The 18,555-nt window shown below is 63.3% G+C and carries 14 protein-coding genes and 1 pseudogene; 9 read left to right on the top strand and 6 right to left on the bottom strand.

Features of this window, described 5'->3' with window-relative positions:
* Positions 1-91: 91 nt before the first annotated feature.
* Together BWP39_RS11790 and BWP39_RS11785 are read right to left on the bottom strand one after the other, a co-directional pair.
* Positions 92-2,302: a xanthine dehydrogenase family protein molybdopterin-binding subunit gene (locus BWP39_RS11790; RefSeq protein ID WP_096720327.1), complete on the bottom strand. Its 2,211-nt coding sequence runs from the start codon at positions 2,300-2,302 to the stop codon at positions 92-94.
* 3 nt (positions 2,303-2,305) lie between these two features.
* Entirely contained in the window at positions 2,306-2,767 is a 462-nt protein-coding gene (locus BWP39_RS11785) for a (2Fe-2S)-binding protein (RefSeq protein WP_096720325.1), read from the bottom strand.
* Positions 2,768-2,953: 186 nt separating this feature from the next.
* Here BWP39_RS11785 and BWP39_RS11780 point away from each other — a divergent pair.
* The 8 genes and pseudogenes from BWP39_RS11780 to BWP39_RS11745 form a co-directional block, all read left to right on the top strand.
* A pseudogene (locus tag BWP39_RS11780) lies at positions 2,954-3,895 on the top strand (AraC family transcriptional regulator N-terminal domain-containing protein); the annotation flags it as partial.
* A gap of 149 nt (positions 3,896-4,044) precedes the next feature.
* A complete protein-coding gene (locus BWP39_RS11775) occupies positions 4,045-5,064 on the top strand; it encodes a TRAP transporter substrate-binding protein (RefSeq protein WP_096720321.1) in 1,020 nt (339 codons plus the stop codon).
* Positions 5,065-5,080: 16 nt separating this feature from the next.
* Positions 5,081-7,021, top strand: a complete 1,941-nt coding sequence (locus tag BWP39_RS11770) for a TRAP transporter large permease (RefSeq protein WP_207556764.1) — start codon at positions 5,081-5,083, stop codon at positions 7,019-7,021.
* Between the two features lie 35 nt (positions 7,022-7,056).
* On the top strand, positions 7,057-8,142 hold the full coding sequence (locus tag BWP39_RS11765; protein WP_091010747.1) for a LacI family DNA-binding transcriptional regulator: 1,086 nt from the start codon (positions 7,057-7,059) through the stop codon (positions 8,140-8,142).
* Complete coding sequence (locus tag BWP39_RS11760) at positions 8,139-9,161, top strand: NAD(P)-dependent oxidoreductase (RefSeq protein WP_096720318.1); 1,023 nt, start codon at positions 8,139-8,141, stop codon at positions 9,159-9,161. Before BWP39_RS11765 ends, BWP39_RS11760 begins: the two co-directional genes overlap by 4 nt.
* Complete coding sequence (locus BWP39_RS11755; protein WP_096720316.1) at positions 9,158-9,997, top strand: amidohydrolase family protein; 840 nt, start codon at positions 9,158-9,160, stop codon at positions 9,995-9,997. The genes BWP39_RS11760 and BWP39_RS11755 overlap by 4 nt, the downstream gene beginning before the upstream one ends.
* Before the next feature lie 189 nt (positions 9,998-10,186).
* A complete protein-coding gene (locus tag BWP39_RS11750) occupies positions 10,187-10,834 on the top strand; it encodes a dihydrofolate reductase family protein (RefSeq protein ID WP_096720314.1) in 648 nt (215 codons plus the stop codon).
* Between the two features lie 365 nt (positions 10,835-11,199).
* Complete coding sequence (locus tag BWP39_RS11745) at positions 11,200-12,363, top strand: alkane 1-monooxygenase (protein ID WP_096720312.1); 1,164 nt, start codon at positions 11,200-11,202, stop codon at positions 12,361-12,363.
* A 110-nt stretch (positions 12,364-12,473) separates the two neighbouring features.
* On the opposite strand, the gene galE is transcribed toward BWP39_RS11745, so the two are convergent.
* Genes galE through BWP39_RS11725 form a run of 4 tightly spaced genes read right to left on the bottom strand, consistent with a single transcriptional unit; the run spans position 12,474 to position 16,834 of the window.
* Complete coding sequence (gene galE, locus BWP39_RS11740; protein WP_096722452.1) at positions 12,474-13,496, bottom strand: UDP-glucose 4-epimerase GalE; 1,023 nt, start codon at positions 13,494-13,496, stop codon at positions 12,474-12,476.
* An 11-nt stretch (positions 13,497-13,507) separates the two neighbouring features.
* Complete coding sequence (locus tag BWP39_RS11735; protein WP_096720310.1) at positions 13,508-14,665, bottom strand: glycosyltransferase family 4 protein; 1,158 nt, start codon at positions 14,663-14,665, stop codon at positions 13,508-13,510.
* Between the two features lie 58 nt (positions 14,666-14,723).
* Positions 14,724-15,578 (bottom strand): glycosyltransferase, encoded by an 855-nt coding sequence (locus tag BWP39_RS11730; RefSeq protein ID WP_096720308.1) that lies wholly within the window; start codon positions 15,576-15,578, stop codon positions 14,724-14,726.
* Entirely contained in the window at positions 15,575-16,834 is a 1,260-nt protein-coding gene (locus tag BWP39_RS11725) for an oligosaccharide flippase family protein (protein WP_096720306.1), read from the bottom strand. Before BWP39_RS11725 ends, BWP39_RS11730 begins: the two co-directional genes overlap by 4 nt.
* A gap of 258 nt (positions 16,835-17,092) precedes the next feature.
* On the opposite strand from BWP39_RS11725, the gene BWP39_RS11720 reads away from it, so the two are divergent.
* Complete coding sequence (locus BWP39_RS11720) at positions 17,093-18,487, top strand: phosphomannomutase/phosphoglucomutase (RefSeq protein ID WP_096720304.1); 1,395 nt, start codon at positions 17,093-17,095, stop codon at positions 18,485-18,487.
* Positions 18,488-18,555 lie beyond the last annotated feature (68 nt).

Genomic DNA, 18,555 nt, shown 5'->3' with positions numbered 1-18,555 from the left:
AAACCCGTCGCACCCGATTGTCTCCGCAGTGCGGACACAATCGGGCCCATCCACACCGTTATACGCGGTCGGCCGTGTGCGTCGCCCGCCGTCAGGCACTCTTCTCCGCCTCAACCGGAAACGGCAACACATGAATCCGTTTCCCCGTAGCCGCAAAAATCGCATTCGCCACCGCAGGCCCAACTGGCGCAACCCCCGGCTCACCAACACCAGTCGGTGCCTCACCCGACTGCACGATATGCACCTCGACCTTCGGCATCTCCGACATCCGCAGCACTTGATACGTGTCGAAGTTGTTCTGCTCGACCCGACCGTCCTTCAACGTGATCGCACTATGCAGCGCCGCGCCCAGCCCGAAACCGATACCGCCTTCCATCTGCGCGGTAATGATGTCGGGATTGATCGGCGTGCCGCAATCCACGGCACAGACGACGCGTTCCACTTTCACGTTGCCGTCCTTGTCGACGGAAACTTCCGCGACCTGCGCGACAAACGTCTTGAACGCTTCGGCCACGGCGATGCCGCGCCCGCGTCCCTTCGGTAGCGGCGTAGCCGGATCCCAGCCCGCTTTTTGCGCCGCCAGTTCAAGCACGGCCCGCATACGCGGTTCGCCCGCAAGCAGATCGCGGCGGAACACGAACGGGTCCTTGCCCGCGGCGTGCGCCGCTTCGTCGATAAAGGCCTCCACCGCGAATGCCGTGTGCGAGCTGCCGACCACGCGCCACCACAACACCGGCACACCGGTCTGCGTGGTCGTCAGTTCGACGGAAACATTCGGAATCGCGTAGGCGATGTTCGCCGCACCTTCGACGGACGTCGCGTCGATCCCATCCTTGATCATGCCGGCGGCGAACGGCGTACCGGCGATGATCGACTGACCGACAATCCGGTGCCGCCAGCCGACCAGCTTGCCGTCGGCGCTCAGGCCCGCATCGAGCTTGTGGAAATACATCGGCCGGTAGAGCCCACCGTGGATGTCGTCCTCGCGCGTCCATTGCAGCTTGACCGGCGTACCGTTCGCGCCGAGCGCCTTCGCGATCGACACAGCCTCGACGATGTAGTCCGACCAGACGTTCGCGCGTCGTCCGAAGCTACCGCCGGCATATAGCGTGTGAATCTTCACCTGCTGCGGATCGAGCCCCGCCGTGCGTGCGGCGTTGCCCTGGTCGACGGTCTGGAACTGGTCGCCGGCCCAGATCTCGCAGCTGTCGGCGGTGAGTTTGACGACGGCGTCGAGCGGTTCCATCGGCGCGTGAGCGAGGTAGGGGAACGAGTAAGTGGCCGAGATTTTCTTTGCCGCGCCCGCCAGCGCCTGCGTCGCATCGCCGACCTTCTTCGCAGATGCGCCTGGCTTCTCGGCGAGCTGCCGGTACTCGCTCATGATCGTGTCGGAGCTACGCTTCTCGGCCTTCGCATCATCCCACTCGACATTCAGCGCATCGCGACCCTGCTTCGCCGCCCAGAAGCCCTTTGCAACCACCGCGACACCGCCCGGCACCTGCACGACCGAGACGACGCCACGCACGGCCTTCGCAGCCGATGCATCGAACGATTTGACCGTCGCACCGAACAGCGGTGGCCGTTGCAGCAGTGCGATCAGCATGCCGGGAAACGTCACATCGAGCGTGAACTGCGCGGTGCCGTTGGTTTTCTGTGGCACGTCGACGCGTGGTAGTTGCTGGCCGATCAGACGAAAATCCTGCGGCGACTTGAGCGTGACCTTGTCCGGCACCGGCAAACGCGCGGCAGCCGACGCAAGCGAGCCATACGTCGCCGTGCGATTACTGGCCGTGTGATGCACGCTGCCGTCGCGCGTCGTCAGTTCGGTAGCGGGCACCTGCCACTGCGTGGCCGCGGCGGACACCAGCATCGCGCGCGCTTTTGCGCCGGCTTCGCGCATCTGCATCCACGAGTTGGCCATCGCCGAACTGCCGCCCGTGCCCTGGATCGTGCCGAACGCGAGATTCGCGTAGCGCTTCGCATCGGCGGGCGCGCTTTCGACACGTACGTCCTGCCAGTTCGCATCGAGTTCTTCGGCAAGGATCGTCGCGAGGCCGGTGTATGCACCCTGGCCCATCTCGACGTGCTTGGCGATGATCGTGATGCTGTTGTCGGGTGCCACGCGCACGAACGCATTCGGTATGAACTCCGCGTTGGGCAACGTGGCGGCGAGCGCGCGGCGGCCGGTGCCGGCCCACTCGAAGCCAACGATCAAACCCACTGCGGCGACAGTGCCGGTTGCTTTCAGAAAAGTCCGGCGGGACGGGCGCACGACGTCCTTGAGATCGAGATCGGTCGTCATGGCTCAGACCTTCAAGGTGGCGGCAGCTTCGTGGATGGCCGCGCGAATGCGGTTGTAGGTCGCACAGCGGCACAGATTGCCGCTCATCGCGCTGTCGATATCGGCGTCAGTCGGTGCGGCGTTGCGTTCGAGCAGTGCGGTCGCGGACATGATCTGTCCGGACTGACAGTACCCGCACTGCGGCACCTGCAGCTTGACCCACGCGGCCTGGATCGCTTTGGCGGGCGCGCTGGTAATGCCTTCAATGGTGGTGATGCGCCTGCCGGCCACCGCGGCGAGCGGCAGCACGCACGAACGCGTGGCTTCGCCCTCGAGATGGACCGTGCACGCGCCGCATTGCGCCATGCCGCAGCCGAACTTCGTGCCGTGCAGGCCGGCGTCTTCGCGGATCGCCCAGAGTAGTGGGGTGGTGGGGTCGGCATCGAGCGTGATGTTCTTGCCGTTCAGGACAAACGATGTGGACATGAACTCTCTCCGTGGGGGAAAGCCCGGACTTGGCGCCGGGTGTAGGCGGGAGTGTGAAGGACGGCGCGCCGTTGTGCTTACACAATCCTGCAAAAATATTGAACAATGCTGCAAATCCGGCGGGCGGATGCGGGTGCTCCGCTGGGGATTCAGTATGCTCAATGTCCTCAACCGATTTCAAAGCGTATGGAACAGAATGCCTCGTGGTTCGATGCTGCGGCATCGCGCGAAACAGCCCGCCGCGAACTGGCCGCGCTCATCGGCCGCTTCGCGCCCTGCGATGGCGGCCATCAGACGGCGATTCCCTCGCTGTCGTTCTACCGCTGTTCGGCGCCCGTCGATCTCGGCTGCGGCGTTTCGCACTCGGCATTCGTGTTCGCAGCCCAGGGCGCCAAGCGGGTCGTGGTCGCGGGGCACGCGTATCAGTACGATCACCTGCATTGCCTCGTGACGTCCGTCGATCTGCCGACGATGTCGCAAGTAACCCGGGCGTCCGCTGCCGAGCCTTATCTGTGCATGAAGCTTGCACTCGATCCACAACGCATCGTCGAGCTGGCCGCGCAGTTGCATCTGCCGGAGCCGGAGGCCGTGCCGGCGGAAGAGGGGATTGCGATAGGTCCGCTGTCGACCCCCGTTTTCGATACCGCACTGCGGCTCGCGCGATTGCTCGATTCTCCTGGCGACATCCCGATCCTCGCACCGCTCATCGAGAAGGAATTGCTCTACCGGTTGATGACGAGCGAAATGGGGACGCGCTTGCGACACGTGGCTGTGACCGGCAGCCAGACCTACCGGATCGCGCGGGCCATCGAATGGATCCAGCATCACTACACCGAGCCTTTACGGGTGGAGACGCTCGCGCAGCAGGTCAACATGAGCGTGTCGTCGCTGCATCATCACTTCAAGAACGTTACGACGTTGAGCCCGCTGCAGTATCAGAAGCAGCTGCGGTTGCATGAGGCGCGGCGGTTGTTGCTCAGGCATAGCGGGGATGTGCGCTCGGTGGCGATCAGGGTGGGTTACGACAGCCCCTCACAGTTCAGCCGTGAATACAGCCGGCTGTTCGGGGCGCCGCCGCTACGGGATGTCGCGCAATTCAGGCGCGGGAACGGGCCGGCGATGAGCGAGGCCATCCAGAACGATTCTGTCGACGAAAAGACCGAGGGTATTCCCTCATATTCCGTGTTAACCCTCGATCATTGAAGCCCCCAGCTGTCCTCTCTATGATGAGTCAAACGGTTTGGTAGAACGTTTTACAAAACATAGGAGACACCGTCATGCAGGTCACCCGTCGCCGTTTTATCCAGAGCGCGACAGCCGCTGCCGCGGCGCTATCGGTGCCGGCGATCGGCCGCGCGAGTGCGCCAGTCGCACTGCGCTTCTCGTCGACGATGACGGCCGACGGTAACTCCGCGCATTACATCTGGTACCAGCGCCTCACCGAGAACCTGAAGAAAAGCGTCGGCGAGCAGATTCGCGTCGACTTCTTCGCGAACGGGCAACTGGGCAAGGAAGCCGACGTCGTGCAGCAGGTCCGGCTTGGTTCGATCGACATGATGATTACGGGCAGTTCGATCTGGGCGACCGCGTTGCCCGAACTGGCACTGCTCGATCTCGGCTTTCTGTTCGACGACTACGCACACGTTGCCCGCGCGGTGGACGGTGGCGTGGCCGGTGTCTACGACAATCTGCTGCAAACGCGCACCGGTTGTTCGGTGATCGGCTGGGGCTCGCACTTCAATGGTCGCAGCGTGTACACAAAACCCGCGATCAGGAATCTCGCGCAACTGAAGAACGTCAAGCTGCGCGTGCTGCCGACCCAGGCGTTCGTCGAGACGTTCCGGCTGATGGGCGCGATCCCGACGCCGATCGCGTTCAACGAGGTCTACACGGCAGTGCAGACCGGCGTGGTGGAAGGCTTCGAACACGACGCAGCAAGCGTGCTGTCGAACAAGCTGAACGAGGTCGTGCAGAACAGCTGGCAGACCAACCATCTGTTCAGTCCGTGCATCGTCGTGATCGGCAAGCGCGGTCTCGCGAAAATTCCCGCGCCACTGCAACAACCGTTTCGCGCGGCAGCCAGCGAGGCGAGCCTGTATCAGCGCAAGGAGGCGGTCACCAAGGGCGCCGATGCGCTCGCTACGCTGCAAAAGCAAGGCATGACGCTCTATCCGATGGCAACCGCGGAGCGCGACACCGTGCGCAAGATGATGCGCGATCAACTGTGGGTGCCGTTCACGCGGACGTATCCGGTGACCGCGCCGGTGCTTGCCGCAATCGACAAGACTCGCGCATAACCACGGGAGTCGGGACATGAACGAATCACTGAGTCAGATGCGTGGCGTTGGTCTGCGTGATGAAGCAGGCAACGCAAGCGGCACGCACGGCGCAACGTCGGGCACCTGGAGCTTCGGCGCAGGCGGCTTCATCGGCCGCACGCTCGCCGCGCTGTGCGTACTGGTCGAGCGACTGTGCGCCGTGGTGCTCGCACTCGACGTGCTGGTCGTCTTCGTCTCGGTGATCCTGCGTTACTTCGTTCATCACCCGGTCGACTGGGCCGAGGAAATCGCGGGCGATCTGATGGTGATGCTGGTGTTTCTCGGCGGCGCGACGGTGCTCGCGCGCGGCCAGCATGTGCACATCGATTTCTTTCGCGGCTTGCTGCCCGCAGCGTGGCGGCAAGCGGCCACGCAGACCGGCGGCTGGATCGTCGCCGGTACTGCGGGAGGGCTTGCGTGGTCGGCGTGGCAACTGCTCGGCGATGCGGCAAACGTCACCACGCCGATGGGCCTGCCGCAATGGATCGGCGTATTGCCGGTGCTGCTGGGCGCACTGTTGATGACGGCCGTCGGTATCGCCAATGCTGTGCGCGGCGCGACCCGAGGTACCTGGTTCACGTTGACCGGCTGTTGCGCAGTCGTCGCTGCGGTATATGGATGGAACACGCTGTTCGACGCGTATGCGATCGCGCCATGGGTACTGCTGCTTGGCGGCTTTGCCGGCAGCCTCGCGGTCGGCGTACCAATCGCCTTCGTGCTTGCGCTAGCCGCACTGCTGTTCTTCATCAGCGAACCGAGCCTGCCGATGATCATCTATTCGCAGCAGGTGATGGCCGGCATCGACCACTTCGTGCTGCTCGCCATTCCGTTCTTCGTGCTGGCGGGCCTGCTGATGGAAGCGAACGGCATGTCGGCGAGGTTGATCGAATTGCTGGTGCGTATCTTCGGCCGTGTGCGCGGTTCGATGAATCTGATTGCGATTCTTGCCACCGCATTCTTCTCCGGCGTGTCGGGCTCGAAGCTCGCTGATATCGCGGCGGTCGGCGGTATCGTCGTGCCGGCGGTGCGGCGTACGCGTCAGGATGCGAACGAAACGGCGGCGGTACTCGCGGCATCGGCGGTGATGGCCGAAACGATTCCGCCGTGCATCAACATGATCATCATCGGTTTTGTCGCGAACATCTCGATTGGCGGGTTGTTTCTGGCGGGCATCGTGCCAGCCATCGTGATGGCGCTCGCGCTGTCGACGATGGTCGTGATCGTCGGCAAGAAGATCGATCCGCGGGCGGCGTTTCCGGCGCGCACGCCGTTGCTGCGGTTGCTCGGCGGTGCACTGGTTGCGCTTGCGATGGTCGTGATGATCGGCAAGGGCGTGACATCGGGTGTCGCTACGTCGACCGAGGTATCGGCGTTTGCGGTGGTGTATGCACTCGTCGTAGGTGGCGTTGCATTTCGCGAACTCACGGTGCGTTCTGTCGCGCGACTATTTGTGCGGGCTTCGTCGATGGCGGCGGGCATTCTCTTTATCGTCGCGGCCGCCTCCGGCGTTGCCTATGCGCTGACCGTTATGCAGATCCCAGCGCTGCTTTCGGCCAGCATGCTGACGCTTGCGCACGACTACGGCAGCATCGCGTTTCTCGGCGTGTCGGTGCTGATCATGATCGTGTTCGGCGCGGTGCTCGAAGGTGCGCCTGCGTTGATTATCTTCGGGCCATTGCTGGTGCCGATCGCCGTACAACTCGGCATCAATCCGCTGCATTTCGGCACGATCGCGGTGACAGCGATGGGGCTCGGCCTGTTCGCCCCACCGTTCGGCCTCGGGCTTTTCGCCACCTGCGCGATGACCGGTACGCGTGGGGAGGATGTGGCGCGACACATGCTCAAATACCTCGCGCTACTGGCTGTGATGCTTGCACTACTGGTGCTCGTGCCGTCGATTTCGCTGTGGCTGCCACGGCATTTCAACATGGCCTGAACTGAATACTCCGTACCTAGAGAGACAAACACGACATGGCAACCGACAGGACCACGGCAACGATTCACGATGTCGCCGCGCTCGCCGGCGTATCGACGAGTTCGGTATCGAACGTGCTCAACGGGCGCACCGACAAGCTGAGTGCGCAGACATGGTCGCGTGTCGAAGACGCGATCCGCACGCTGTCGTTCAGTCCGAACCGCGTGGCGCGCCAGTTGAAGACCGGCCACACGCCGATGCTTGGGCTACTGGTACCGTCCACCGCGAACCCGATGTACGGCCAGCTCGCGCTGAACATCGAGGCAGCAGCACAGCGACGCTTCAATTACCGGCTGCTGCTCGGCAACACGCATCGCGACAAGCAGCAGGAAGCGCGCATGTTCGACGATCTGCTGTCGTTCGGCGTGCGCGCAGTGATCGTGATTTCGTCGCTCGACGACGAGCGTCACCTCGAAAAAGCGGTGTCGCGTGGCCTCGCGGTGGTCAGCTACGATCGCGGCGCGGGCGGCGATACGCATTCGCGCGTCGATCACATGTCGCCCGACAACTACCAGGCCGGCTATCTCGCCGCCGATCACCTGATCAGCCACGGTCACCGCCAGCTCGCGTTTCTGCTGCCGCATGGCAAGACCGTTAGCCGCGGCGAGAAGATCGAGGGCTTTCGTGAGCGCGTGTCCTTGTGCCCGGGTGCGTCCTATTCGGCGAGCGTGGTCGAGGGGCAGGTATCGGAAGCGTTTGGCGACTCCGAGCTGGCCGATCTCGGCTTCGCGATGGCGAGCCAGGTCGCCGCGCTGCGACCGATGCCGACCGGCATCGTGACCGTCAACGACATGCTCGCAATCGGCCTGATGTCGGGCCTGACGCGGCTCGGACTGCGCGTGCCGGAAGACGTTTCGGTGATCGGCATGGATGGTCTGCAGGTATCGGGGTTCGTCAATCCTGGGCTGACGTCGGTGGCGATGCCGCTCGCGGAAATGGCCGATGCGATGGTCGAGCGGGCCATCCAGCGCTCGACCAACCCGGACCTGCCACCGTCTGATTTTCTCTTCCAACCCGTTCTGATCGCGCGCCAGTCGGTTGCTGCGCCGGCTCGCGCCAGAAAGACTGCCACTACGCTATGACCCGGATCTATCTGACGCATACCCCCGATGCGTTGAAAAACTACTACGGTGCCCGCGCGCTTGCGCAGCTACGTGCGCTCGGTGACGTGACGCTCAATCCGCACGGGCGGCTCCTCACGCTCGACGAATTCGTCGACGTCGCGGCCGGACACGACATCGTTGTCGCGAGCCGCGATGCCGCGGCGCCCGCGGCGTTCTTCGACCGGTTGCCGGATCTTGTCGCGATCTGTCGCGTCGCCGTCGATATCCGCAACATCGATGTCGAGGCGGCGAGCCGTCACGGTGTGCTCGTTACGCGCGCGACGCCGGGCTTCGATACGTCGGTGGCAGAGTGGGTCGTCGGTGCAATGATCGATCTGAGTCGCGGGCTTAGTGCATCGTCAGCAGCCTACCGGCAGCAGCGCGTCCCATCGATTGCGATGGGACGCGAGTTGCGTGCATCGACGCTCGGTATCGTCGGCTATGGTTTTATCGGGCGACGTCTTGCGCGGCTCGCGCGAGCGCTCGATATGTCGGTGCGTGTCTACGATCCGCACGCGACGATCGAAGACGCGGATGTCAAAGCAGGTTCGTTCGACGACGTGCTCGCGCATAGCGATTACGTCGTCTGCCTGGCGCCTGCCGTGCCCGAGACCGCGAACCTGTTTAGTCGCGATGCGTTTGCACGGATGCAGCCCGACGCGTTCTTCATCAATGCGTCGCGTGGTGAACTTGTCGATGACGATGCGTTGATCGACGCATTGGATCGAGGCGTTATCAAGGGCGCCGCCATCGATGTCGGCCGCGCGACCGACCAGATGCCGGCCGCCACGCTCGCAGCCCATCCGAAAGTCGTAGCAACGCCGCACGTCGGCGGCCTCACACCACCCGCAATCGAACATCAAGCGATGGATACCGTCGAGCAGGTCCGCGCGCTCGTCGAGGGTCGGCTGCCCGCACATGCCGTCAATGCAGAGCACGCGACGCGGCTCGCGCGCCTGCCTGGTTTTTCCAATGCTGCGCAGGGAGCGCGCCAATGAGCCCGACGTCTTCGAACCCGATGTCCGGTGCGTGCGATTGTCACGTGCATATCTACGAACTCGAACGCTATCCGCTTGCGGGGACGGCGACGTTCGCACCACCGCAGGCTTCGTGGGCGCAGTACGCGGCGGTACAGCGCAGTCTCGGCCTCACGCGTGCAGTGCTGGTTCAGCCGACGGGCTACGGCTTCGACAATCGCTGTCTGCTCGAAGCGCTCGCGCTGGCCGACGGTGCTGCGCGCGGCATCGTCGTGATACGTCCCGACACGCCCGCAGCGGAACTGCAGGTGATGCACGCCGCCGGCGTACGTGGTGTGCGCTTCATGATGATTCCGGGCGCAGGCGGCCTGCTCGAGTGGGGCGATATCGAAGGACTCGCTGCGCGGATTGCGGAGTTCGGCTGGGTCGTCAACCTGCAACTGGACGGGCGCGAACTACCGAACTACGCGGCAAGATTGCGCACACTACCGTGCAAGTTGTCGCTCGATCACACCGGCAAATTTCTCGAACCGGTCACAACGGATCACGCCGCATTTCGCAGCCTGCTCGATCTGCTCGATGCCGGTAACACGTGGGTGAAAATCTCGGCGCCGTACGAGACATCGCGCGTCGGACCACCGCATTACGATGATGTAAGCGCGCTCGCGCAGGCTCTGGCGGCAGCGCATCCCGAGCGGTGCCTGTGGGCCAGCAACTGGCCGCATCCCAACCGCAAGCCCGTCCCCGACGACCGCGAGATGCTCGACCTGCTGTCGCAATGGGCGCCCGATCCGGCGGTGCGGCGGACGATACTCGTCAGCAATCCCGCATCGCTATACGGATTCGGCGCGGACTGACTGGCGGACACACTCGCTGCCCAGCAGGTCGCATCGCGGTGCTTCACACGCACTGCACCATCGACGCGCCCAAAGTAATCGGCGATCATACGCGGCAATCCGCCGCGACCCTGCGGCGTGCGGACTAGTCCAATCCTTATCCAAACGCAGGCCCGCTCACAGGCTGGCTGTCCAGGCACGGAGAACATCATGTCGAAAGTGCGCGTTATGAGCTTCGCTGTTTCCATCGACGGTTACGGCGCAGGCCCGAACCAGGATCTGCAGAATCCGCTTGGCGTACGTGGCCCAGATTTGATGGCGTGGTTCTTTCACACGCGCGTCTGGCGCAAGATGCAGGGTCTCGACGGCGGAGAAACCGGCATCGACAACGAGCTGGCCGAGCAGAGCATGTCCGGCATGGGGGCGTGGATACTCGGGCGCAATATGTTCGGACCCGTTCGCGGCCCGTGGCCCGACGAAACCTGGAAAGGCTGGTGGGGCGAGGAGCCGCCGTATCACACGCCGACTTTCGTGCTGACCCATCACGCGCGCGCACCACTCATGATGAAGGGCGGCACGGAGTTTCGCTTCGTCACCGAAGGGATTCACGCGGCGCTCGAGCAGGCGCGAGCGGCGGCGGGCGAGCGCGATATTCGCATCGGAGGTGGTGCGTCGGTGATCCGGCAGTACCTGCTTGCGGGTCTGATCGACGAGTTGCATCTGGCGGTGCAGCCGGTTCTGTTGGGCTCGGGTGAGAACCTGCTCGGCGGCATCGATATGCATGCGCTCGGTTACGAGTGCAAACGTCACGTTGCGGGTGAACGCGCGATGCATGTGTTTATCGGCAGGCGCGGTTGAGCAGGGTGATGAGTACGGTGATCTAACCGGACTCGTGAGCACCGCGCTCGCGTTGTGCGCTGCCGCGAAACCAGCAAACGACGCTTCACACCGGCGGCCACACGCGCTCCCGACAGCCCGCGCTCATGCCGCCTCGCCATTTCGCACCCATTTCACCCACTCATACACGCGTTTCATTCACGCACTCAAAGCCGGCCACGGCGTCCTCCGTCGATCCACCGCTGTTTGGAGCCCCGCTCCTGGAGCGATCGCTTGGCCTCGCTCACGCAGCGCTATATAAATTTGAAGATCGGAACAGACCGGGCGACGCTGCAGTGCAACCTGCGGAGTACGCCCGGCGGGACGGAAACAAGGAGGGAGACGTTATGGCATCGACGCAAGCTGCACCGGCTCGTTGGGTCGACGGTAAACGCTACCTGTGGCTCCTCGGCGCGCTCACCATCACGCTGCCGCTGCACGCCGCGAATCTGGCGCTGCAGACCGGCTGGCACATCTTCTGGTGGTTCGGTCCGATCTTCGTGTTCGGCATCATCCCGGTGCTCGACTACCTGATCGGCGACGATCCGAGTAACCCTCCCGATGAAGTCGTCCCCACGCTCGAACGCGAGCGCTACTACCGGCGCATCGTCTACCTCGCGACATTGATCGAGTACATCTCGTTCTTCGGCGCGGTGTGGGTCGTCGGTACGCATGCGCTGACCTGGTACGACTACCTCGGTTTCGCGCTGTCGCTCGGTGCAGCCACCGGCGTATCGATCAACACGGCGCACGAACTCGGTCACAAAACCGATCCGTTCGAGCGCTGGCTCGCGAAGATCACGCTTGCACCCGTTGCCTACGGCCACTTCTTCGTCGAACACAACCGCGGCCATCATGTACGCGTGGCAACGCCGCCTGATCCGGCCAGCGCGCGCTACGGCGAATCGTTCTGGGCGTTCTTGCCGCGCACGGTGCTCGGTAGCATCGGGTCAGCGTGGCGGCTTGAAAAACAGCGCCTCGCGGGTCTCGGCAAGTCGCCGTGGACCTGGCGCAACGAGGTGCTGCATGCGTGGGCGATGACCGTGGTGCTGTGGGGCGCGCTGATCTCCGTGTTCGGCGTGCGCGTGATTCCGTTTCTATTGATGCAGGCCGCGTACGGCGCCTCGCTGCTCGAAGTGGTCAACTATCTGGAGCACTACGGGCTTGGGCGCAAGCGTCTCGCGAGTGGGCGTTACGAGCGTTGTATGCCGGAGCACTCGTGGAACAGCAACCGCATCGTGACGAATGTGTTTCTGTATCAGTTGCAGCGTCATGCCGATCATCACGCGAATCCGACGCGCTCGTATCAGGCGCTGCGGCACTTCGAAGGCGCGCCGCAATTGCCGTCCGGCTACGCGACGATGATCATGTTCGCGTATGTGCCGCCGCTGTGGTTCAAGGTGATGAACCCGCGTGTCGTCGCGCACTATCACGGCAACATGGAGCAATCGAATATCAAGCCGTCGATTCGTGAACGTGTGATCGCACAGTTCGCGCAACCGGCGGGGTAGGGGAGGTAAAGTCGCGACGGTGAACGAACGCCGTCGCGACGCGCGCAGCAACTGCAGATCTTTCGTTGCCGTGTCGCAGATACTGCGCGTGCGTCCGCCATGCAAACGCGCTACGCAAACCCCCGCGGATTCTGCTCCTGCCAGCGCCAGTGATCCGCGCACATCCGCTCGATCCCGAACGCCGCCCGCCAGCCGATAATCCGTTCCGCCGCCGCCGGGTCCGCATAGCACTGCGCAATATCGCCAGGCCGCCGCGCGACGATCTCATACGGCACGGGTCGCCCCGATGCTTTCTCGAACGCACGGACCACGTCGAGCACGCTATACCCCTGGCCTGTACCGAGATTCACGACGAAGCTCGCATCGCGCGCAACCAGCGCATCGAGCGCCAGAAGGTGCCCGCGCGCCAGATCCACCACATGGATGTAATCACGCACCCCGGTGCCGTCCGGTGTCTCATAGTCGCCGCCGAACACACGTAGCTTCGCCAGCTTGCCGACCGCGACCTGCGCGACATACGGCATCAGGTTGTTCGGCACGCCCGACGGATCTTCACCGATCAAACCGCTTTCGTGCGCACCGACCGGGTTGAAATAGCGCAGCGTCGCGACGCGCCAGCTCGCATCCGATACCTCGAGATCGCGCAGGATCTGCTCGGCGATCAGCTTCGACTGTCCGTACGGATTGGTCGCCGACAGCGGGAACGATTCATCGATCGGCGAGCTTTTGGGCACGCCGTACACCGTCGCCGACGAACTGAACACGAACTGCCTGACGTTGCGCTCGTGCATGACGGCGAGCAGCACGAGCAGACTGTCGATGTTGTTGCGGTAGTACTCGATCGGTTTCGCGACCGATTCCCCCACGGCTTTCAGCGCCGCAAAGTGAATCGCGCCGGTGACCGGATGTTTGTCGAAGATCGCACGGAGCGCGGTTTCGTCGCGCGCATCGGTTTCGTAGAACGCGACCTGTTTGCCGGTAATCCGTTCGACACGTGCAAGCGACTCGCGATTGCTGTTCACGAGATTGTCGACCACCACGACGTCAAAACCGCCGTTCAACAACTCGACGCACGTGTGCGAGCCGATAAAACCCGCGCCGCCCGTCACCAGAATCGTGCCCTTCGTGGCCATGCTGTGCTCCATTAGAGTGAGACGCCCGTCAAGTTTCGAATCAGGTCTGTATATCGTTCGACGACGGCCCGCTCGTCGAACTCTGCCGCGACTTTCTGTCGGCCGCGTTCGCCCATCTCGCGGCGCGCGGCGCCGCTCATGTCCAGCATCTGTGCCAGTTTCTCTGCCAGGCTCGCTGCGCTTTTTGCTTCGCACAGCAATCCGTTGATACCGTCCGCGACCACTTCGCGGCAGCCCGGTACGTCGGTTGCGACGATCGGCCGGCTCATCGCCGCCGCTTCCATCAGCGTTCGGGGCACGCCTTCCCGGTACGACGGCAGCACGACGCAATCCGCCGCAGCGATAAACGGGCGCACATCGTGCGCTTCACCACCGTACTCGATAATGCCTTCGTGCTCCCAGGCGGCCACTTCCTCACGCGAGATCGCGCTTGGGTTGTCGACACCGACAGGCCCGAGCAACTGAAAGCGCGCATCGGGATAGCGTGCGCGCAGTTGCCGCGCCGCGTCGACATATTCTCCTACGCCTTTATCCCACAGCAAACGGCCAATCAATATGAACGTGATCTGATTACTTTCAGGCAGCGGCGTCGGCGCGAACTGATCGAGGTCGACGCCTTCGCCATGCAGCAGGCGTGCCCGTTCCGGGTGCACCAGCAGATGCTGATCGGTAAACGCGGCCATGTCGTCGCGATTCAAAAACCAGATCTCGCGCGGAAAACGGAACGCGAAGCGGTACAGCTTCTTCGCGATCTGCGCAGTACGGCTCGATTGAATGAAAACATAACCGAGCCCCGTCGTGACTGCGACCGACGCGACGCCCGCGAGCTTCGCCGCAATCGATCCGTAGATATTCGGCTTGATCGTGTAATGAAACACGACATGCGGACGGATCGCGCGATAGTGGCGGTACAGCGCCCACAGCGTACGCAGGTCATCGCGCGGATTCGTGCCTTTCGATGCAACCGGCAGATCGATGCAGCGGCACCCCATCTGTGCGAGCAGATCGAACGTGCGGTCGCGTGGCGCGATCACCGTGACCTCGACGCCGCGGGCGACGAGCGTGCGGATCAGCCCCTGACGATACGTATAGATGGCCCACGCCGTATTGCAGACGAGGCTGATACGCAGTGTGGAACCGGCTGGTTGGGATTCGGAGCTGGGTTTCATGCAGGGCGACAGGGCCGGGTGCTTAAAGGAGTGAGAGAACGATAAACGGGAGCACGAGTCATGACTCACGCGACCCTTGCGAAGCACCCGCACGCGGCGCGAACAGCATGCGTTTCACCCACTGCAACGTCCGGTAAGGCGTAACGAAGTGCAGCAGATTCTTCGCGAGACCGAGCCAGTCGTACGGATTGAATGCGTTGAAGTAGTGCAACTGCAGCCGCAACGTCGACGCGATCTGCCGACGCCGCTTCGTCGCGCTGATACCGCCTTCGTTTAGCTCGTAGTACAGGCCCAGTTCGGGCAGATTCGCGCAGTCGTAGCGTTCCATCAGCCGCAGGAACAGATCGAGGTCTTCGGCGGCGGGGTAGGCGGCGCGATAGTTGCCGACGGCTTGCACCGCATCGATGCGCAGCATCATCGAAGGATGCACGAAGCAGCCGCGCAAAAAACGGATGCGGCGGATCGCAGCTGGTGTGGCGGGCGGTGTCAGCATGAAGAGCGGCGCGCCGGCACGCGTTACGACCTGCGCCCACATGCCGAGTCCTGCCACTTCGGGATGCGCGTCGAGATACGTACGTTGCTTCGCGAGTCGACCAGGCACCGTGAGGTCCCCGGCGTCGATGCGTGCGGCGTAGCGGTAACCACGAGCAGCGAGCGCATCGATACCCGCCTGCAACGCACGCTCGATGCCGACGTTCTGCGGCATGCGTAGTACTTCAATCGACAGATTGGGCAGTGTGGGCGCGACGATCGGCGGCGTGCTGCCGTCGTCGACGATCAGCACATGCACTAGCGACTCTTCGCTGAACGACGCCATCGTGCGCTCGACATCGGCGTGGCCGTTGTACGCAGGCATCAGCACGGCGACATCGTCGAGCGCGTGTGCGGAAGACGGAGCGGAAGAGAGCGTCATGTGCGCAGCTTGAAGCGAATGTAATAGAGGTTCACGCTGGCAGCCGCCAGATAACCAGCCGCCAGCCCGACCAGCGCACCATACGCGCCGAGCCGCGGAATCGCGAGCAGATTCACGACGAATGCCACCGCCAGCGCGAGCAGCCACTTCGACAGCAGCACGAATTTCGCCTGATACTTCAACACGATCAGGTTGCCGATCGCCTCGATGCCTGCGGGCACGGACAGCCACACGGCCCAGCGGAAAATATCGATGGCGCCTTCATACGCGGGCCCGAACACCCGACGGATGATGAAGCCCGCCAGCAGGTCCAGCACCAGGGCGCCGCCTATCATCAGCACCGCGGTCATGCCGGTGAGCCGCCACATGTTGCGCTTCAGTTGCGCCGCGTCCTGCACGCGATAGACGAATGCGGGCGCGATGGTCTGCGCGAGCATCAACGCGAGCGTGATCCAGTTTTCGTTGAGCTGCTGCGCGGCGGAGTAACGACCGAGATCGGCGAACGAGATCGTACGCTCGAGCATCAAGCGGTCGAGTTTCAGAAACAGGTACATGCAGATCAGGCCGATCCAGAACACGGTGCCCGCCGTCGCGAAGTGGCGGAACAGCGACCGGTCGATGCGCCACCCAAGCGAACCGTGGCGGCGCACGTAATACAGCACGAGCACGATGCCGATCGTCGCCGCTTCGAGCGCCCATAGCCAACCGAAGCGCGCGGGGCTCGCCGCCGCGCGCACCAGCACGAACACCAGGCCCGCTTTCAGCACCGCCGTCGTCATGCTCGTGAGCAACTGCGGCTTGCTGTAAGTCATGCTCTGCAGCCACGAGTTGATCACACCGACGAGCGGTTCGCGAAACAGCATCGTCAGTGCGAGGCCCGCGAGCATTGCGCCGACCAGCGGATCGGTGAAGCCTGCGGCGATGCCGGCCCACGTCAGCAGCAACGCGCCCGCCGACACCGTCACGCGCAACGCAAACGCACTGCCGAGCACGGTACCCAGTTGTTCCTGCGGACGGTGCACGATGGTCGGCACGAGAATTTCGGCGCCGCATACCCACGTGATCGGCGACAGTACGAGCAGCAGTGTGTTCGCGTATTGCCATTTGCCGAACACGTCGGGTCCGAAGTAACGCGCGAGCATGCCGCTGATCGCGATCGCGACGACGATCTGCGTGACCCGCTCGAGACCCAGCCACACGATGTTGGCAAGCGCCCGCGCGACGTCCGGATTGGCGAAGCGCCTCACCGCCGGCATCCGGTACCTGGCGTGCCGCCGGGCGGCTTGGCGGTGGTCCGGGAACAGGCCCGCCTTGCCACGACCGATGGCAACGTTATGAGAGGAGGGCGTCCAGGCATTAGAATAGGCACCTGCATGGCGTAATCTGAAAACCGCAATTATAAGGTTGGATAGAGGTAGACCTCCGATCGCTTCCGGCAAGCGCACCATGCGGTGTCCACCGACACCGCATGGTGCGCCGGTCAAAATTTCCTTTGCACGCAAGTGAGCCTATCCATGATCTCCCAGTCCATTTTCAAGGCGTATGACATCCGCGGTGTGATCGGCAAGACGCTCGATGCCGACACAGCCCGTTCGATCGGTCGTGCATTCGGCAGCGAAGTGCGCGCGCAGGGCGGCGATGCCGTCGTCGTCGCGCGTGACGGCCGGCTGTCCGGGCCCGAACTGATCGCCGCGTTGTCCGATGGCCTGCGCTCCGCGGGCGTCGATGTGGTGAACGTCGGCATGGTGCCGACGCCGGTCGGTTACTTCGCCGCGAGCGTGCCGCTTGCGCTTGCCGGTGGCGAACGCCGCATCGATTCATGCATCGTCGTGACGGGCAGCCACAATCCCCCCGACTACAACGGCTTCAAGATGGTCCTGCGCGGCGCGGCTATCTACGGCGAGCAGATTCAGGCGCTGTATCAGCGCATCGTCGACGATCGCTTCGAAACCGGCAGCGGCAGCTACGCCGATTACGACATCGCGGACGCGTACCTGGCCCGTATCGTCGGTGACATCAAGCCTGCGCGGCCGATCAAGATCGTCGTGGATACCGGCAACGGTGTTGCCGGCGGTCTGGCGCCGAAACTCTTCAAGGCGCTCGGTTGTGAGCTCGTCGAGCTGTTCACCGAGATCGACGGTACGTTCCCGAATCACCATCCGGACCCGGCGCACCCCGAGAATCTGCAGGACGTGATCAAGGCATTGAAGGAAACCGATGCCGAAATCGGCTTCGCCTTCGATGGCGATGGCGATCGTCTCGGTGTCGTCACGAAGGACGGTCAGATCATCTATCCGGACCGTCAGTTGATGCTGTTCGCCGAAGAAGTCCTGTCGCGCAACAAGGGCGCGCAGATTATTTACGACGTGAAGTGCACGCGCAATCTCGCGAAGTGGGTGCGCGACAAGGGCGGTGTGCCGCTGATGTGGAAGACCGGCCACTCGCTCGTGAAAGCGAAGCTGCGCGAAACCGGCGCACCGCTCGCCGGCGAAATGAGCGGGCACGTGTTCTTCAAGGATCGCTGGTACGGTTTCGACGACGGCCTGTACACCGGTGCACGGCTGCTCGAAATTCTCTCGAAGGTGAGCGATCCGAGCGCACTGCTGAACAGCCTGCCGAACTCGCACTCCACACCTGAATTGCAACTGAAGCTCGAAGAAGGCGAAAACTTCGAGCTGATCGCGCGTTTGCAAAAGAGCGCGACGTTCACCGGTGCCGATGAAGTCATAAAGATTGATGGTCTGCGGGTCGAGTACCCGGATGGCTTCGGTCTCGCGCGTTCGTCGAACACGACGCCGGTCGTCGTGATGCGCTTCGAGGCCGATAACGATGCGGCGCTTTCGCGCATCCAGGAGGATTTCCGCCGCGTGATTCTCGCGGAAAAACCGGATGCGAAGCTGCCGTTTTGATGGCAATAATCGCGGCGGTACCGGGCGTTAAGGTACCGGTCGCGGCTCGACGCGGCGCGGGGGCCACC

This window comes from Paraburkholderia acidicola, from assembly GCF_002362315.1.
GTDB lineage: Bacteria > Pseudomonadota > Gammaproteobacteria > Burkholderiales > Burkholderiaceae > Paraburkholderia > Paraburkholderia acidicola.
Note: the sequence above shows the minus strand (reverse complement) of the source record. Positions and strands in the feature narration are given on the sequence as shown.

Coding starts and splice junctions, on each gene's coding strand:
- BWP39_RS11790 (WP_096720327.1), bottom strand. CDS start 2,302: ATGACGACCGATCTCGATCTCAAGGACGTCGTGCGCCCGTCCCGCCGG.
- BWP39_RS11785 (WP_096720325.1), bottom strand. CDS start 2,767: ATGTCCACATCGTTTGTCCTGAACGGCAAGAACATCACGCTCGATGCC.
- BWP39_RS11775 (WP_096720321.1), top strand. CDS start 4,045: ATGCAGGTCACCCGTCGCCGTTTTATCCAGAGCGCGACAGCCGCTGCC.
- BWP39_RS11770 (WP_207556764.1), top strand. CDS start 5,081: ATGAACGAATCACTGAGTCAGATGCGTGGCGTTGGTCTGCGTGATGAA.
- BWP39_RS11765 (WP_091010747.1), top strand. CDS start 7,057: ATGGCAACCGACAGGACCACGGCAACGATTCACGATGTCGCCGCGCTC.
- BWP39_RS11760 (WP_096720318.1), top strand. CDS start 8,139: ATGACCCGGATCTATCTGACGCATACCCCCGATGCGTTGAAAAACTAC.
- BWP39_RS11755 (WP_096720316.1), top strand. CDS start 9,158: ATGAGCCCGACGTCTTCGAACCCGATGTCCGGTGCGTGCGATTGTCAC.
- BWP39_RS11750 (WP_096720314.1), top strand. CDS start 10,187: ATGTCGAAAGTGCGCGTTATGAGCTTCGCTGTTTCCATCGACGGTTAC.
- BWP39_RS11745 (WP_096720312.1), top strand. CDS start 11,200: ATGGCATCGACGCAAGCTGCACCGGCTCGTTGGGTCGACGGTAAACGC.
- galE (WP_096722452.1), bottom strand. CDS start 13,496: ATGGCCACGAAGGGCACGATTCTGGTGACGGGCGGCGCGGGTTTTATC.
- BWP39_RS11735 (WP_096720310.1), bottom strand. CDS start 14,665: ATGAAACCCAGCTCCGAATCCCAACCAGCCGGTTCCACACTGCGTATC.
- BWP39_RS11730 (WP_096720308.1), bottom strand. CDS start 15,578: ATGACGCTCTCTTCCGCTCCGTCTTCCGCACACGCGCTCGACGATGTC.
- BWP39_RS11725 (WP_096720306.1), bottom strand. CDS start 16,834: ATGCCGGCGGTGAGGCGCTTCGCCAATCCGGACGTCGCGCGGGCGCTT.
- BWP39_RS11720 (WP_096720304.1), top strand. CDS start 17,093: ATGATCTCCCAGTCCATTTTCAAGGCGTATGACATCCGCGGTGTGATC.